This is a genomic window from Paenibacillus glycanilyticus (assembly GCF_023715145.1).
GTDB lineage: Bacteria > Bacillota > Bacilli > Paenibacillales > Paenibacillaceae > Pristimantibacillus > Pristimantibacillus glycanilyticus_A.
Genome location: NZ_JAMBNP010000001.1, coordinates 584570 through 601638 on the forward strand (window position 1 = coordinate 584570; position 17069 = coordinate 601638).

12 protein-coding genes are annotated in these 17069 nt (G+C 46.5%); 1 reads left to right on the forward strand and 11 read right to left on the reverse strand.

Annotation, left to right across the window (positions count from 1 at the left end):
* Positions 1–220: 220 nt before the first annotated feature.
* The 9 genes from M3194_RS02690 to M3194_RS02730 form a co-directional block, all read right to left on the reverse strand.
* Entirely contained in the window at positions 221–1804 is a 1584-nt protein-coding gene (locus M3194_RS02690; protein WP_251652108.1) for a bifunctional metallophosphatase/5'-nucleotidase, read from the reverse strand.
* Positions 1805–1826: 22 nt separating this feature from the next.
* Positions 1827–2606, reverse strand: coding sequence for a Cof-type HAD-IIB family hydrolase (locus tag M3194_RS02695; protein WP_251651478.1), 780 nt, complete (start codon positions 2604–2606; stop codon positions 1827–1829).
* A gap of 74 nt (positions 2607–2680) precedes the next feature.
* Positions 2681–4066 carry an extracellular solute-binding protein gene (locus M3194_RS02700; protein ID WP_251651479.1) on the reverse strand — a complete coding sequence of 462 codons (1386 nt, stop codon included), beginning with the start codon at positions 4064–4066 and terminating at the stop codon, positions 2681–2683.
* Between the two features lie 96 nt (positions 4067–4162).
* Positions 4163–4993, reverse strand: coding sequence for a carbohydrate ABC transporter permease (locus M3194_RS02705; protein ID WP_251651480.1), 831 nt, complete (start codon positions 4991–4993; stop codon positions 4163–4165).
* A complete protein-coding gene (locus tag M3194_RS02710; RefSeq protein WP_251651481.1) occupies positions 4990–5955 on the reverse strand; it encodes a carbohydrate ABC transporter permease in 966 nt (321 codons plus the stop codon). The genes M3194_RS02705 and M3194_RS02710 overlap by 4 nt, the downstream gene beginning before the upstream one ends.
* A complete protein-coding gene (locus M3194_RS02715) occupies positions 5949–7079 on the reverse strand; it encodes an ABC transporter ATP-binding protein (protein WP_251651482.1) in 1131 nt (376 codons plus the stop codon). The genes M3194_RS02710 and M3194_RS02715 overlap by 7 nt, the downstream gene beginning before the upstream one ends.
* Before the next feature lie 16 nt (positions 7080–7095).
* Positions 7096–8604 carry a bifunctional metallophosphatase/5'-nucleotidase gene (locus M3194_RS02720; protein WP_251651483.1) on the reverse strand — a complete coding sequence of 503 codons (1509 nt, stop codon included), beginning with the start codon at positions 8602–8604 and terminating at the stop codon, positions 7096–7098.
* Between the two features lie 4 nt (positions 8605–8608).
* The gene (gene thpR / locus M3194_RS02725) at positions 8609–9160 is read right to left on the reverse strand and encodes an RNA 2',3'-cyclic phosphodiesterase (RefSeq protein WP_251651484.1); all 552 of its coding nucleotides are present in this window, start codon (positions 9158–9160) and stop codon (positions 8609–8611) included.
* A gap of 1045 nt (positions 9161–10205) precedes the next feature.
* Positions 10206–11006 carry an SDR family NAD(P)-dependent oxidoreductase gene (locus M3194_RS02730; protein ID WP_251651485.1) on the reverse strand — a complete coding sequence of 267 codons (801 nt, stop codon included), beginning with the start codon at positions 11004–11006 and terminating at the stop codon, positions 10206–10208.
* A gap of 177 nt (positions 11007–11183) precedes the next feature.
* Here M3194_RS02730 and M3194_RS02735 point away from each other — a divergent pair, with 177 nt between their 5' ends.
* The gene (locus tag M3194_RS02735; protein ID WP_251651486.1) at positions 11184–11741 is read left to right on the forward strand and encodes a TetR/AcrR family transcriptional regulator; all 558 of its coding nucleotides are present in this window, start codon (positions 11184–11186) and stop codon (positions 11739–11741) included.
* Positions 11742–11941: 200 nt separating this feature from the next.
* On the opposite strand, the gene M3194_RS02740 is transcribed toward M3194_RS02735, so the two are convergent.
* Both M3194_RS02740 and M3194_RS02745 read right to left on the reverse strand, forming a co-directional pair.
* Positions 11942–12658 (reverse strand): 3-ketoacyl-ACP reductase, encoded by a 717-nt coding sequence (locus M3194_RS02740; protein WP_251651487.1) that lies wholly within the window; start codon positions 12656–12658, stop codon positions 11942–11944.
* 199 nt (positions 12659–12857) lie between these two features.
* Entirely contained in the window at positions 12858–17063 is a 4206-nt protein-coding gene (locus tag M3194_RS02745; protein WP_251651488.1) for a S8 family serine peptidase, read from the reverse strand.
* Between the last annotated feature and the right edge of the window lie 6 nt (positions 17064–17069).

The window sequence follows — 17069 nt, forward strand, 5'->3', positions numbered from 1 at the left end:
TCTATCTCATGAATTATCCACGGAAGTTAACTGCACGTGCCAAATGCGTTTGTTGAGCGATGCCGATTCCGATGACGAGATGCTGAGCGGTAATTTTTTCAATGAGTTGATTTTGTTTGTCTTGCGATTTAAAAGGCATGAGCACAATACCTAGCCCATGCCCAACAGGTTGCATAATAATTAATTGTCTAACTTTAAGGGGTCACTTCATTGTTAATTGCTAATCATGAATGACTTCCCAATTCGCATTTACCGTTGCTTCGATCGTTCTTTTTTCAAGGATATAGGTCGTCAGCAGTTCTGAAATATCGGTTGGAAGTTCACGAACAACCTGTTTTCCTTGAAACATGGAGTAGTTACCTCCGCCGCCTGCCCGGTAATTGTTCATCGCCACGTCAAATGTAACTTGGACATCTATTGGGCGTCCTTCATAATAAAGCTTCGTCACTCGGCTACCAATCGGAAGTGAAATATTGATCTGATAGTCGATCCCTTCCCACATATCGTAATTATAATGCTGTGGTTTAGGAACTGAGAATTCATCGCTAACGTTATAGCCATTTCCGTCGTATTCCGCGAAATAGCGGGCAGATTGCTCTAATGCGTCTTTAATATCTTGGCCAGTTACGCGGATTACCTTTAATGTGTTCGGATAGATATAGTTGGAGACAACATCTCGGACGGTAATAATCGGTTTAAAGCCTCTTGCTTGATTGTCGAATAAGGCCGTGTTTGATATGCTCACTCCTCCGTAATACATCTGTACCTTATTAATGAACTCAATAATGGCATTATCACGCGTTCGTGCTTCCATGGGATTGGAAATACTCATGTCTCCTATCGTTTGCCCAATGGGAGTATCTAGCCAATCCTGCGTCTTGGTTTCATGGGTTCGCACCAGATCAATAATGTCGATATCAGGCGTTACATCCTTCACAGAAATAAGCTCCGCCTTCTTATCAATTACATGCCAACATCCTTCCCAAAATGCCAGCCGGATCGTAGCTTTTCCCAAGTAAGCTCCTTGTTGGCCGGGCTGGATAACGGTTATGCCATTTACCTCTCCTGCGATCAGACGATGTTGGTGACCGGTCAAAAGCACGTCTATGCCTTCTACCTCGTGGCATAGGCGATATGCGAGATTCTCGCCTGTTAACGTTTCGCTCGGTTGTCCGGATTCCAAATCGCACTCGAATCCCCCGTGATAAGCAACGACTACCGCATCTACGCCCTCCACCTCTCGTAAGTGGCGAACCCCCATTTGCGCTGATTCAATGACGTCAAGAAAATCAAAGTCAACGATATTCGAAGGATGCTCCCAATTCGGAATATAGGAAGTCGTGAGGCCAAGTAGGCCGACCTTCACGCCATCCTGCAACTCTTTGACGAGATATGGCTTTCCGTAATACGGATTTTTTGTGGATTTCCTAACGACATTCGCCGATAACCAAGGGAATTCAGATTCTTGAATAGCCTTGTCAAGCACCGCTTTTGCATAATTAAATTCATGATTTCCGAGGACGGCTGCATCATATTCGAGTTCGTTTAAGCACATAACCATAGGATTAAGAGGCGAATTGTCGATTTTGGCATGGTGATAAGCTAGCGGCGATCCTTGAATCAGATCGCCATTGTCGACCAAAAGCACATTCGCGCAAGCTCGACGTTCTTGATGAATTAACGTGGCAATCTTAGCCAAGCCCACTTCGCTGTAGCTATTGTCGACATATTGGAGCGGCAAAATGTGTCCGTGTAGATCGCTAGTTTCCAGTATAGTAATCGCGATTTCTTTCGAATAATCTATGAAAATCACCTCTTCTCCAAATTCAAATCAATTTATAATGGATTAACGCGTATTCGATCCCGTCTTCATCGACCGATTTTGTCACATATTTTGCAATATCTTTAATGCTCTGATCAGCATTGCCCATTGCGATTCCATGTCCCACTTCCAAAAGCATATCCCGATCGTTGAAACCGTCGCCGAACGCGAAGGTTTGCTCTTTCGTAAAGCCGTATTTCTCCATGCACCATCGAATCGCCTGCGATTTCCCTGCCGATTTGGGAATCAAATTAACGAGAAAGGGATCGGACCAATTCAATACGTAATCGTTCAAATGGGGTTCAAAGAACGCAGCTTCACTTGAAGTGATATATAGATGCCCCTGGTATAAGGGCGTATCGTTTTCGAAGTTGCTTTTTAAAGCCGGCATGGGAGCATTAAAATTATGCCAAACTTGCCGCACTCGATCATTAATATTATTAACGATCTCGCCGTTCTTATCATAACCGCCATAAACGATTTTATTTTCTTTTGCAATTCGGATGATATGTTCCATGGAAGAAAGTCGAATATGATTATCGTAAACAATATTCCCTTTTTCGTAGATCATTTGTCCGTTTAGAACGATGATCGTATCGAATCGGATCGGTATGGCTTCTTTAATAAAATGAACGAATTCCGTTCCGCGTCCCGTTGCCACGATGATGGTATGCCCGAGCTCCTGAAGGCGTCTCAATACGCGCGTGTTGCCCGAAGGCACACTTTTCGTTGAATGGCTGAATAAAGTGCCGTCAAAATCGAAAAATATCAACTTTTTTTCCATCCAAGCACACACATCTTTCTCATTAATTTACAGTTAAGCGCCATTCGAAGGTCATGGCGCTTAATCCGATCTGCTTATTTCAGCTTTTCCGCTGTCTGCGGCAGCAATGCGTCGATATCGCCTCCGCCAATCATCGTCGCTTCCCATAGATTTCCGGTCTCCGTCGACAAGGAACCGGATTTAACGGTCACCTTATTGTACGTCATATAATCGTTGGAGATCGCAGCGTTAACGGCGGCTGCCATATAATAGGACTTCGGGTTCGTTTTATCCGAGTCGAGAAACTGCTTATAAGTCGGAACATCTAGCATGGCTTTGCTGATAGGAAGATTTCCCGTGTTCACTAGCCAATTCGCATTCTCTTCGGGGTCGGACATGAATTTGATCAACAGCCACGCGGCAACACGTTCTTCATCGGTCGCATTCGAGAAAATAGCGTAGTCTTCGCCCTTCGACAGCGCGATCGGCTTGGCGAGATCCTTTTGCGGAACGGGCGCTACTCCTATTTCAAAGTCTTTGTGGCCCGATGCCGGATTAGGAATGGCGAACGTAACGCCTGCGGCCGCCCCGACGAACATATAGGTCTCTTCCATCACAAAGCCGTCGCTGCTGTTTTTACCGCCAGCGCTAGGCATGAGAGCGGGCATCGTAAAGGTACCTTTATCCATATTTTCTTTGTAGAATTTCATAGCCTCTTTTGTTCCCTCATTGTTAATGTCAATCGTTCCATCGGCCGCGATGTAGGGACTTCCCCATTGCTGCGACATCAGCTTAAACGCGGCATCTCCGTAAGAATTATCGAAGCTGAACCCCGGTTTTCCCGTTTCCTCCTTAATTATCTGGCTGTATCTCGCCACCTCATCCCATGTTTGCGGCGCCTTCCATCCTTTTTTGTCGAAAAAGGTTTTATTATAGACCAAGACGTCCGTCGTTTTCTTGTTGGTAGGAAAACCGTACATTGTCCCTTCGGGACCGAAACTTTTGGCTTCGTTAATGTAATTTTGATAGAAGTTTCCCTGCTCTTCGTTTGTAAATCCTATCGAACTATTATTGTAATACGGCAATAAGTCCACGATCGCATCGCTGTTGATATATTCCGGGAAACTGCTTGCGTCCAAATTGGATAAAGTCGGAGTACTTTTAGATACGATATTTTGCGTCAGTTTTTTCGTCAGCTCGTCGATTCTCCCTTGATTGGAGAATTCAACCTTAATATTCGGGTATTTCGTTTGAAAGTCTTTAACCATACTCTCCATGAAGGGGAAGTTATTCGCTCCGGTGCCTGTCCAAAATGAGATGGATACCTCTTTTTTGTCCGTGACGACGGCTTGAATGGCCTTCTCGAGATTCGATGTTTGTTCCTGTCCGCTGTTTGCGTCATTTACGTTACCGTTATTGCTGCAAGCAACCATTGTTCCCGCTAATAGCAAAGCGGCGCCTATTTTCATTGACCTTTTCATTGTCATTCCTCCCGAAATTATAAATGATTGTTCTATATGAAGGGTGAAATAAAACCGTTTGCCGGGTTTCAAACACGCCGCGATTTGCAGCATCGGCTAACCTTTGATCCCCCCCTTCACCATTCCCGAAATGATATTTTTTTTGAGCATCAGAAAGAGGAAAACAAGCGGTAAAATGACTAATGTCGAAGCAGCCATCTGGATCTCGTATTGTATTCTTCCGCTATCGCTCGTAAACGCGTTTTGCAAACCATTGGAAACAAGCCTCATGCTATCATTTGTCGTGACAAGACTGGGCCAGGCGTACGTGTCCCATATCCAAACCACGGATAGGATCATTACCGTAACGATCGTTGACTTAGAAAGAGGCAACATAATTTTCCGTAAAAAACAAAAGTTGCTTACCCCGTCCACTTTGGAGGCAAGATATAATTCATCGGGTACTTGTTTGAACGTCTGCCTCAGCAAGTAGATATTGAATGCGTTAATACAATACGGGGCAATAAGCGCTTGCCAGGTGTTCATCCATCCCAAATTCGCAATGGTCATGAAATTCGTAATGATCAGCATTTCTTGAGGCACCATCATTGTGCCGAGAATGACAATAAATAGAAACGGTTTTCCTCGAAAGTTTAATCTGGCAAAAGCGAACGCCGCCAATACGCTGACGACCGTGCTAATCGTTACGACGCATAAAGCGACGACAACCGTATTGAAGAGATACGCGAGAATCGGCGCCTTGACGATCGCATCAGCAAAGTTCTGAAAGCGAAATTCCGTTGGAAAGAGCGTCGGAGGAATCCTTAATATTTCCGCATTTGTTTTTAACGAAGTGTTGATCATCCAATAAAACGGGACGAGTATGAGCGCGGCCGACAACGACAGTAGAAGATACCGGAACAATCTGCTCATCGATTGTTGTCTCAATTGTAATGCACCCACTTCTTGGAAATTTTGATTTGAACGGCGGTAACGATCATGACCATCACAACGAGGATCATCGCTGCCGAGCTTGCCTTACTGATCGAACCCGGCGATAAATAATCTCCCATCGAATCCATCATGTAGCCGACGATCGTGATCATCATTTTGGAACCATCGCCTGCTGGTCCATACTGCTTGCCGAATAACGCGATGACTTGCGCATAGGCTTTAAATGCCGTGATAACGGAAGTAATAAATACGTAAAGGGTCGTCGGCGATAAAAGAGGCAGCGTAATTTTCCTGATCGTGCGCCAAAAGCTTGTCCCGTCGACTTTCGCAGCTTGATAATATTGCTTATTAATATTTTGAAGTCCGCTTAGAAACAAAATGATTTTGAGCGATAATCCTTGCCAAACCGTGTAAACGAATACGATAAACAAACACCGTGCATAGGCTTGGTGGTAAAGCTCCGGCGAGGAAGCTATGCCTTGTCCGCTGATCCAAGCAACGGGTTCGATGCCGAACCATCCTAATATCATATTGATGACTCCGAAGTTCGTGTTGAACATAAAAGCGAACACGATACCGGCAGCAATGACATTCGTCACTTGAGGCAAATAGAACAAGGTCATGAAAAATCCTTGCCATTTTTGAACGGAATTCAAAATCAAGGAAAGGAACAAAGCGATAGCCATCGATGCCGGAATGCACACAAAAGCTATAAATAGCGTATTCATTATCGCTCTCCTGAAGATAGGATCCTTGATAATCTCGATGTAATTTTGCCAGCTATATCCCTCAAAATCGCCGGTTAGAAATCGATACTCCCCTTTGAATGAAGTAATCAGTGTATTCGTAATCGGATAGACGATAAATACGGCAAGCAATAGCAGCGCCGGGAGCAAATAGAAATAGGCCGAGTTGTCGTAACGAACTTTCCGCGAAGTTCTTTTTGGCTTTAACATTGCAGAAGCTTCTCCCCTTTTTGGTTAAAGACCAAAACCGTTTGCGGTTTTACGACGAATTGCAATCGTTCCGATTCGCGGAGCGACTCCTCTTCGTTATTATGCAAGGTGATTTGCTGTCCGTCGGTCAGCCGAACTTGAACGGTCGACATGCCGCCTATTCTTGTCCTTGCGGTCACGCTTGCCGTGAACGAGTGCTCCATATTTTCCATGGCGGGCTTGATATTCTCATATCGCAGTCCGATCATAACTTCTTGGTCCATCAGCGGCGCGGGAAGCGGGAACCATTCTTCCTCACCAAGATAAAGTTTATTGGCCGCTATTTTCCCGCGTACCATGTTGATTTGCGAGCGGCTTATGAATTCGGCGACGAATTGATTGGCCGGATTATCGTATACGTCCTGCGGTAATCCCTGTTGCTGTAATACCCCTTCCTTTAGGACAATGACTTCATCGCTGATCGCTAGCGCTTCTTCCTGATCATGGGTTACCATAATCGTCGTAATACCCGTTTGCTGTTGAATTCGTTTGATTTCATCCCGGGTTTGAATGCGAAGGCGAGCATCCAGATTGGACAACGGCTCGTCCATCAGCAAGATGGACGGACTTTTAACGATTGCCCTGGCGATGGCCACCCGTTGCTGTTGTCCGCCGGAAAGCTCCCCCGGCTTGCGGTCTAGATAAGCCGTAATTTCGACCAGCTTGGCCGCATCCTCGACTAGCTTGCTAATGTAGGCCTTATAATTTTTGTAATTCGAATGCTGCTCGGCGAATTGCTTTTTCAAACGTTTTTTTATATCTTTCGAATTCAGAAGCGGGAATGCAATGTTGTCCCATACCGATAGATGCGGATAGAGCGCATAGTTTTGAAAAACAAGCCCTATTCCCCTTTTATCCGCCGAAAGTTCGGTAACATCCTGATCGTCGAAATAGATTTTACCGTCGGTTACGTCGTGAATGCCTGCGACCATAAACAAAGTCGTTGATTTCCCGCAGCCCGAAGGGCCCAAGAGTCCGATCAATTTCCCGGATTCGATCGTCAAGTCTAATTTATTCACGGCGATAACCTTATCATTTTTCCGGCTTTCAAACGCTTTCGTCAACTGCTCTAATCTCACTTGCATTCGCTTATTCCCCCTATTAAAAGGTTTTGTTCTTAATCGTAAAATGACCGGGAATGCTCGCTTCTAGATGACCCATGTTCTTAATGAGCTGAACCATTTCATTCCTAATGGATTTCCCGGTATGAATCCGTTCCAATCCATTGGAGAAATCGTAGCCCATCTCGTTGGATGCAATATACTCATCTACGGCAATGTCGTAATAACGCTCTGCTTCCAAAGGCTGTCCGTTTTCAAGACAGATCGTTTCGATTCGATGACCGAAAGGCTTCGCGTAATCCGCGGTTACTTTTAAGCCTCCGAAGGCTAAGGGGGATGCTCCCTCTTGTTTAAGCGTACTGATGCCATTTTCGATATTCTTGACGATTTCTTTTCCTCTGAGCTTCATTGTTACGATGCCACTATCGATAAACATGATTTTGTAAAGCATATATAGCGTAATATTGCCTTTCTTGATGCCTTGACCTATGCTGCCTGAAAAGAACATCGCAACCTGGCTATTCGTCGTCTCTAACAATACGCGGATGGCCAGCTGAGAGAGCGGCGTTCCTTCGGGATAAACCTCGTTGCCGGATGGCGATCGATGAACAATGTCGGTCTTAGCAACGCCGATTACCTCTCCAAGCTCATTATCCAAAGCTTTTTTGTAATAAGCTTCAACTTGATTTTGCATTTCGATATCCGGACATATTTTATTTAGTTCAGAGCTGAAGTCGAAGTATCCTGGAGTAACGTTCAGAATACGATGATCTTGCGATAGGCGAATCGTTAAAACGGCAAATCCCTTACCGAATGAACCGCCCTGCGCAACCGCCACATGATTGATCTCGAGACTCATAAATAGATGCCAATGGGCCGTAAATACTCCCGATAGTTCCGGGACTTGCCGGCAAAGCATGATGGCCTCGCTGCCTACAGGCGTGACCTGATCAGCTCCATACTTGAGTCCGTAATGGGTAAGGGCTATGATAACGTCCGGCTTGCCTAATTCGTCGTTTCCTTCATTCAAATAGTCTACCCATTTTCTGGTCATTTCCGCCCCATCGGCAATTTCAAGCGAGTGCAAATCGGTCGATCGATTAGCGTTGTTTAACCGCTCCATCGTCGCGAGGCCAATCATTGCGATTTTAACGCCGTCCACGCAAACCATTAGATAAGGCTTAACAATATCGGGGGCGGCTTGCGTCGATCTGTCTAACAAGTTCGCGGCAATAAAGGTAAAGTTGCCTTGCCGTTGCCACTGCTTGAACTTGTTCCTCCCGTAATCGAATTCATGATTACCCACAGCGGATGCCACGGCGCCTACAGATTTCATAAGACAAGAGACGGGCTCCCCCGAGAAATAATCCGAAATAGGATCGCCTTTATAGTTATCTCCGCCGAACACGACCAGGGTATTGGGATTATTCTCTTTAAATCGATTAATGACCGATACGAGTTTCGCGCTCCCAAGAACACGATCCGTCGGGAAAATTTCTGCATGAAAGTCGTTTACGCATAGGATCGAAATGACCTTGGTATCCAGCATCCCGTTACCCCCCTTTAGGAATAGGTTCCAACATAAAAGTCGCCATTTTCTTGAAACGCTTGCCTTTAACCGTATTTAACACTTCATAAAGATGGAAATCCGATATTTGGATAACGACTTCGTTAATCTTACAAGCTAAAAAGACTTCTTCGGTCTCTTTCCCGATCTTGTGTCCATAGGACAAGGTAATATGCGGGTAGAAACTCGAATGTTCAATGGGAACGTAAAGACTGACTAATTCTTGCTTAATTTTTTGCTGAAGCTCATGTAGCGCTTCGAGCTCGTTTTTCACATTTATCCAAAGGACGTTTCCGTCCGCGTTTTCGAAAGAGCCTAGCTGATCTAATTGCAAATGAAAACAGCTATGCTTTATATTCTCCAACTTATCAATTACCGAATGATGATCCTCTAGTTGGTTTAAATATAGCAATGTCAGGTGATAATTTTCCGTTGGTTCGAATATGCCCATATTGTCATGCTTGATAAGATAATTCTTAATCTGAATGAGTTCGTTAAGAACCCGTGCATGAAAGTCGATTGCAACAAATAGCTCCATATTAGTGATTGAATTTCCCTTCTTTAGGCTAAAATCTTACAATATAATACTTCTGCAAAAAGTTACTCATTGTCGAAATTTCGAGTATCTGAAAATCGACATTACGCCAGAATACAATAGAACAAAATCCCCGTCAATTATTAAATTTCCATGTTTTTTACTATTTTAACGTTGATTTAACAAAACTGATGATAAGATATTACATAAGTATGATTAGTGATTATTTATGTTCAACACTTATAGCCGCGGTTCGGGATCACAAAAAACCACCTCAAGGCTGCTACCTCTGGAAAGGTGGTGAACGATTCTTTATAGTTACTGGATGGCGAGGTCTCTCAACTCGTCAAGCGTGAAAATAGTGGCGCCCGTTCTTCAACCGTCACCTAAGACTTCTACATGAAAGTACTACGTGAAGTTGATCAGGTTACTGCTTATACGATTAATAACTTGTTCGATAATCAACAAGCTTCCAATGACGGTGTGGGCTAACTTGCATCGTCATTTATTTTTTCTTGCGTGTGAGTCTATAATGTTGACCAACCGAACAAAAAGAACAATGGAAAAGAAAATTATCTTTAGCTGTCCGAACCCCCGGAACAGAATGCTAGCCACACGGACTTTGTTAATACCGTCCTTATACGCGTGCATTTTATGAATATCTTCCTTCTTAAAGGTAAAGGAATCTTCCATACCTGCTTCCTCCATGTCTTCCTCATCGTAAGCAGTAGACGGTACAAAACGCAGGCGATTATAAGTAACTTTCAGATAACGGCCTGCCAGTTCATAGACCAGACTCGCTTTGTAGTCGTCTGCGGTCTTAATGTCTCAAGTCCCAAAGGGCTAAAAATTAAATTGCAAAATAACAAACCCTGACTTTAACGTAATAAAGCCGCCGATAATGCCGGCAGCTTCTTTACAGGTGTTATTTTCTACAGAATAACTTTGATCAGGTATAGTTTTCCTTCTGCCAGTAAGTGAAATGCAGCATTCCACTCTTGTTCAGTTAAATCAAATACGGCAACTCTTTTTTCTGGTCATTTCAGCGCTATACGCCAGGCGTTTCTCCACCGTCAATAATGATTTCCGTGCCTGTGACGGAAGGCACTCGGTCAGACACAAGCAGCAAGGCCATGGCCGCGATTTCGTCCGGACTCACCATGTGTCCGATTGGAATCGTAGCGCTCATGCTGGACCTTTGCGATTCGACGCTGGTCCCCTTCTGTTCAGCGAGTCCCTTCGTGTACCTGATCACGCGATCCGTTTCCGTTGCGCCTGGCGAAATGGAGTTGATTCTGACGTTCGATGCGGCCAATTCGCTGGATATGCCTCTCGTGAAATTCAATATAGCCGCGTTCGCAGTGCTGCCGGGCAGATAGCCGGGCGTCGGCGTCCGCCCCGCCTTGCCGACGATATTAATGATGCGCCCGTCCCTCTGCTTAATCATATGAGGCGCCGTTTCCTTTACCATCCTCATGTAGCCGAGAAGTTTTAATTGCCACGTATCCAGAAAAGCTTCATCGGAAAGTTCAAAAAACGGCCCGAAGCTCGCGTTCCCCGCATTATTAATTAATATATCGATACGGCCAAAATGCTCGATTGCCGCATTTACCGCTTGCCGTACGGTTTCTGATTCCTTCATGTCGCCCGCTACGAGTACAATACGAGCTGGTCCTTCCTTAGAATAGCCTGAACGTATCGTATCCGAAGCTTGTTGTAGACGATCTTGATCTCTCGCCACCATAACTAAGGATACCCCTTCTTCATACAACGCTTTCGAACAGGCGAACCCGATCCCCGTGCTTGCACCCGTAACGATCGCGATTTTCCCGTTTAGTTTAAGATCCATCGGAACTCCTCCCCAATATTGTTGTAAGTCATCTGGTGCCCTGCATCTCGATGTATTGTGGTACATCTGTGTGTTATTATATACGTTAACAAAGTCTCTTCAATGGCCAAACGAGGATGTTTGGTGCATTAGTGCACAAACCATTTGATATTGTGCGATTAGATAGCGGAGGTTAGGGTGTCTAAAGTCGATCGAAGAAAACTTAAGTCGCAGGAAGCCATAAAAACCGCACTTCTTGCGTTAATGTCGAAAAAAAAGTTCGACCAAATTACGATGCAGGATATTTCCGACAAGGCAAACGTTGGCCGAAGAACCATTTATCTTCATTACTTGGATAAATTCGATCTGTTGGATCAGATCGTGATGGAACATATTAACGAACTGAGAAACATTTGCGAATCCGCATCCGGTATGAGCTTTGCAGATGGAAGTCTCATTTGGTTCGATTATTTCGAGCGCAATTACGATTTTTTTTCAACGATGCTGAGAAGCAAAGAAGTGAATTCCTATCGCACCCGGTTTCTTGAATACGTGAAAGAACGATTAATACGCTGCGTAAACGTATCGAGAGGGGTAAATGAAGGTTTAAACAAGGAAGTATTGATTCATTTTCTTGGAACAGCCATCGTAGGGCTCGTCGAATCGTGGTTTACCGAAGAATTGAAGGAACCGGTCGATGTTGTGGCCAAACAGCTGGGAATATTGTTAGATCGGAATCTTGAATTGGATCAATAGCGGAAAGACTTCTTTAGTTTGCTCTGCCTGTGTGCTGTATTACATTGCCGATCGGAGATTGTGCAACTTGCGGTGTTGCACAGCTTGAACGAGACGTTGCTCTGTTCGGGACAATAATGTTGGAATAAAAAAATGACCGTGCGTTTAACTCGCAAGATCATTTTAAAATTGCACTTTTTCTGTTCGCTTTTAGAGGACGATTACGGGTTCGTCGACCAAAGTCCGGCATGCTTCAATACAACTCGAGAATGAAGCTTCAATTGCGCGACGATTAAGTCCGCCAAGTCTTCCGGCTGCATGACCTTCTCAGGGTTGCCGTCCGTCAGCTTGAGTTCCAATGCCATATCGGTTGCGACCGTGCTCGGAGTCAACGTGGTTACTCGAATGTTTTTTTTTCGAACCTCAAGCATTAAAGACTCGCTTAACCCGATAACAGCGGCTTTGGATGCGGTATACGCGCTCGTGAGGGGAGCCCCTCTTTGACCAGCCGTGGACGCAATATTAATAATATCGCCCGAGTTGCGCTCCATCATTTCCGGCAATACCGCGCGGGTGGTGTAATACACGCCCTTAACGTTGACGTCGATCATATTCGTCCATTCTTCGGGCGTTAACTCCATAAAGCCGCCGAATTTGCTAATTCCGGCATTGTTGACGAGAATGTCAATTCCACCCAGTTCCTCCCGAATGGACTCGACCGCCGCAGTAATGGAAGCAATATCCGCCACGTCGCCTGTTGAAATGGCTATCTTCACACCATACGGCTTGAGTTCTTCCGCTACCTTCTGCAAGTTTTCAAGCGAACGTCCCACAAGACCGACGTGAATGCCCTCTTGCGCAAACGCAATGGCCGTTGCACGCCCGATGCCGCGTCCCGCCCCAGTAATTAATGCTACTTTCCCTACTACTGATTGCATATTTTTTCACTCCTTTAATCTTCGATATGTATAGCATGATACAACAATGTTTTAGCACAAACAAGAATCAGACTAGAATCGATGTTCATCGTGTTGTTGTTTAGTACACGTACCCTAGAGATAACGCCCATGCTGGGCGTACAACAAAAGAACTGCCGATAACAATCTCGGCAGTTCCTTTGTGATATTACCAATTATTTTACATGCGCCCCGCGACTTGCAGCAGATCATGAAGGACCTTCGCTGCTGCTTCACGTGTTGTGGCTTCGGTAGGCCGGAAATAGAACTTGCCTGCCGATTCGTAGCCTCCCATTAGTCCCGCATCGGTTACGATCTGGATGCTGTTCCGCGCATAGCTGCTAAACTGCGATGCATCGGCATAAGGATGGTGGATGGCTTGAATTGTGTTTGACAGGCCAATAAGTTCGATCGCTCTAGCCAGCATCACCGTCAAATCTTGACGAGTAATTTTATCATTCGGTTTAAACTGCTGCTCATTAACGCCTGTGATAAGCCCAGCCTTAAAGGCTGCCGTTACGTCTTGAGCAAACCAATCGCTGGTTTTCACGTCACGGAAAGGACTAGCCCCCCCTTGCACTTGTAAGCCAAGCGCCCTGACGAGCATGCTTGCGAATTGAGCCCGCGTTACCTCTTTCTTAGGCGAGAAGGTATGTTCCGACGTTCCGTTTAAGAGGAACTTGTCGGCGAGCGTTTGGATTTTATCCTTTGCCCAGGACTTATTAATATCCGTAAACGTGACATGTCTCTTAGCAGCGGCATAAGTGGAGAAGCCTGGTCGGCTTATCGTTACAATAGAGCCTCCACCGCTTGCAGACGTGATTTTGGCAGGTATCGGATAAACGGTTCCTTCGCTCAAATACAGAGCGCCGGCCGAGCTTACCTCGATGCCCTTCTCAATCAGGAAGGATCTCTTTACGACTTGATCCGGCTTCAGCGCAAGCGGTGAAGCCGCGTCACCTTTCAAGCTGCCAGCTTCGAAGCTATAAGGCGTTCCAAGAATAGAAGCACCTTGAACCTGCTTCGCAAATTCGGATTTGCTGCCCGCATCCTTCTTCATGCTGATCACAAGATCCGCACCTTCCGGAAGCTGCTCCAGCACGGAAAGCGGCAAGGCCATCGCTGCCTCGTTCCAAGCGAAGGCCACTACTCCCTTCAGTTTAGCCTCCTTGATCATCATCACTTGCTTGGCCGTTATCTTTAATTTTGCAGCGTCGGATTTATCGGAAGCTGCCGCTATGGTCAGCGCTACGGAAGTTTGCTTGGCTTGATCAAGCGCTGTTTGCAGCTCGCCATCCGTAAGGGTCACCGATAATTGGTTTCCTTCCAAGCTCGATTGCGCCGTAATTGCAACGCTGGTTTGTCCAGCTTCCAGCACTGATGCCGCGATTTCTTTATTATAAGCAGGCTCGCTTGGAAGCTGTGGACCTGAACCAGACAAAGGAGGATTTGGCGGATTTGGCGGTGTGATTGGCCCATCCCCTTCTCCGCTCATATAGAACGTTTTAAACGCTGCCGTTTCGTCTAACAGCTCATAATTCTCGTCGTAAACCGAACCGACAAGAACAAGTTTGTACGTGCCTTTCGGTAAATAAGCAGTAACTTTATTACTATTATAGTTATCAATGCCGATGGCATAGGAGCCATCAAATTCAGGAATGATGACGTTGGCCGGAAGTGGTTTTAAGATTTCCTTTTCTTCATCCAAATCATATATCTCGGCAACCGTTCCAAGCAACTCGCCATTCATGTCCAAGATAGCCGCAAATAGATGATTAACTTCCCGGGTTGGGAGCGATGCCGTAATGTCGATTGGCGCGTTTTGCGATACCGTTGGTTTGCTTAGCGTCAAATTTTGAATCAGGAATCCGTTGCCGTCGGACTGGTCGCCTACATGAAGGACGAATGGCAGGTGCAGAGAAGGATGTCCCTCGCTCTCCAATAAAACCTCACCCTCGTATACGCCAACCGGCGCATTCGGAATCACCTTCCCGATCAGTTGGAAATCAAATTGACCGTTCGCAGCCACTGTAATTTGGTTGCCGGCAACTCCCTCCAGCCCCATGGATATCGAGCTCGGGTCCGGCGTAGGAATAGGATGCGCCGGATCGGACGTGACCGAAGGATGCATAACAATTTTTGTTTTATAAGCAACGGAATCATTCGATAAGTTCGTCACGCGAAGCGGCTTTTTCACCGCTTCAGAACCAGGATACAGCTTGCCGAAGCTCACGCTGGTTGCTTGACTCGGGATCACTGTCGGATTCATCTGATCATCGTAAATGGTAATCTCGTCGAGCGATTCGATGATCGCAGGCGTATCGACCGCATTGATGACATCGACCCGTCCTGCTCCTTGCGAATAGACATCATAGAGCGTGCCATTCTCGTCGTGGATCTCTTGCGCCGTATTCGCCAATGCCGCGCGAATATCGAAAGGCGTCCATTCGGGATGCGCCTGCTTCAGCAAAAGAGCAAGTCCGGCCACGTGCGGAGAAGCCATGCTGGTTCCGCTCATTCTGGCATAAGCTTTATCGTAGCTGGCATTCGAATCGGCTTGACCGTAAGCAGGCACCGTAGATAAAATCTGAACCCCAGGAGCGCCTACATCAGGCTTAATGCCATAATTACCGTCCGAGTTCGGTCCTCTGGAGCTGAAATCGGCCATTCGATCCCCGTCCACAAGATGCGACGCGAAGTCGTTTTTCATCGTAAACGTCAACGTTTGATCCGGATGAGCCAGCAGCTCGCGAGCTAATGCTCGTCCCATCTTACCTGGCATATCGAATGCTGGAATATATTCGTAGCTGTCGCCAAGGAAAGCGAGCGGTCCGATCGGGCCGTCGCGGGACGGTATTTCGTCGGACAAGTCAGGCTCGCTGATGGTTGAGCTCTTGCTGTTGCCGTTGAAAATAATGGCTGCCTTCGCGCCATGCTTGGCCGCCAGCTTCACTTTCTCGTCGAAGGTGAGAATACCCCTGGAAATAAACACGATTTTGTCAGCCAGATCATCCTTATCCAGACCTTCATAATCGGAATCTGCACCAATTCCGACATAAACGCCTTGAATAGGGGTCGTGCCGAATATTTCATTAAAGTTTTCTTGACCGGTTGTCCAGCTGATCAGGCTCAGGTTGGCATCATAGCCCATAGCATCGCCGCTGCCGCCTTCCGCCGGACCAACGGAGCTATACACAGATCCCGAATAGCGATTGCCATCGCTGGTTGCTGCGCCGACTGAAATGGCCAATTGCGAGGATGCCGGCGACCCCATAGAGTAATAGTAATGTCCATTTGCACCCGCATTCCCGTTTGCGACAACGGCTACAACCCCTGCCAAGACGGCGTTATTCACCGCAGTGGCATCAGGCGAGTTCGGGTCTTTCTCCAAATCGCTGCCTAAGGAAAGGTTGATGACATCCATCTTGTCTTCGACGGCATGCTCGATTCCGTCGATCACCTGGGCTGAGGTTCCTCCATCAGGCCCTAGTACTTTGTAAGCATACAGTTTCGCGTTGTAGGCAACACCCTTCTGCACGAAATCGGACTTCGGATTGGATGCTTGGCCAACGATAGTTCCGGATACATGCGTGCCATGCTCTGAACCTCCTCTGCCCTCAACCGGCAAGTCCTCGTACGGATCATCATCTAGATTGATCGCATCGTAACCGCCTTCTTCATAAGCGCCGGCGAGATCAGGATGCAGGTAATCGACACCGGTATCAAGAACTCCGACTTTCAGGCCTTCACCCGTCAGCCCGCGTTCCCATGCTTCCATTACGCCGATCTGTTCAAGCGGTATCGTATCGAAGCGATTGGAGCTGTCCGCCGCTTGATAGCCGTCATTCTCAACGATCGGATAATAAATGACGTTCTTATGAATGGACTTCACTCCCGGCAGCTTCGCCAGCTCCGGAATCAAATTTGCTCGAATCGTAATCTCCATGCCGTTCAGAACGGTATTGAAGCGACGATCAATCGTAAACGGGATGTTGCTCGTCTGCGCTTGGCGGACAAAGGCGTCCTGTTCCGACTGCACCGTAACATCGTTAGCTTGCAAGGCCAAGGCTTTGTAGCCCATTCTAGCAGCATATTGTCCAACTGCCGCCGGCTGGCCGCTCAATTGAACAATAACGTTGATTTTTTCCGCGGATGAGGTATCGATGTCTTCAGCGACATACCCTTCGCTTGGTACCGCATTTAAGCCAGTGTCCGTCTCGGCTTCCTGCAGCTGCCGGATGATCGACTGGATATTTTCCTTGTTCACGAATGCGGTCTTATCTCGTGGAGCAGCATATGCGTCAGGCAGGCTTGTCGTGAGCAGGCTCCCTGCCAACAACGAGACCATACCGAGCATAAGCGATTTTTTAACTAGTAATCGATTCACGTTCAG

Excerpts from the sequence above, each read along its gene's own strand:
- M3194_RS02740 (WP_251651487.1), bottom strand. The coding sequence starts at position 12,658 with ATGCAATCAGTAGTAGGGAAAGTAGCATTAATTACTGGGGCGGGACGC.
- thpR (WP_251651484.1), bottom strand. The coding sequence starts at position 9,160 with ATGGAGCTATTTGTTGCAATCGACTTTCATGCACGGGTTCTTAACGAA.
- M3194_RS02700 (WP_251651479.1), bottom strand. The coding sequence starts at position 4,066 with ATGAAAAGGTCAATGAAAATAGGCGCCGCTTTGCTATTAGCGGGAACA.
- M3194_RS02710 (WP_251651481.1), bottom strand. The coding sequence starts at position 5,955 with ATGTTAAAGCCAAAAAGAACTTCGCGGAAAGTTCGTTACGACAACTCG.
- M3194_RS02695 (WP_251651478.1), bottom strand. The coding sequence starts at position 2,606 with ATGGAAAAAAAGTTGATATTTTTCGATTTTGACGGCACTTTATTCAGC.
- M3194_RS02730 (WP_251651485.1), bottom strand. The coding sequence starts at position 11,006 with ATGGATCTTAAACTAAACGGGAAAATCGCGATCGTTACGGGTGCAAGC.
- M3194_RS02715 (WP_251651482.1), bottom strand. The coding sequence starts at position 7,079 with ATGCAAGTGAGATTAGAGCAGTTGACGAAAGCGTTTGAAAGCCGGAAA.
- M3194_RS02720 (WP_251651483.1), bottom strand. The coding sequence starts at position 8,604 with ATGCTGGATACCAAGGTCATTTCGATCCTATGCGTAAACGACTTTCAT.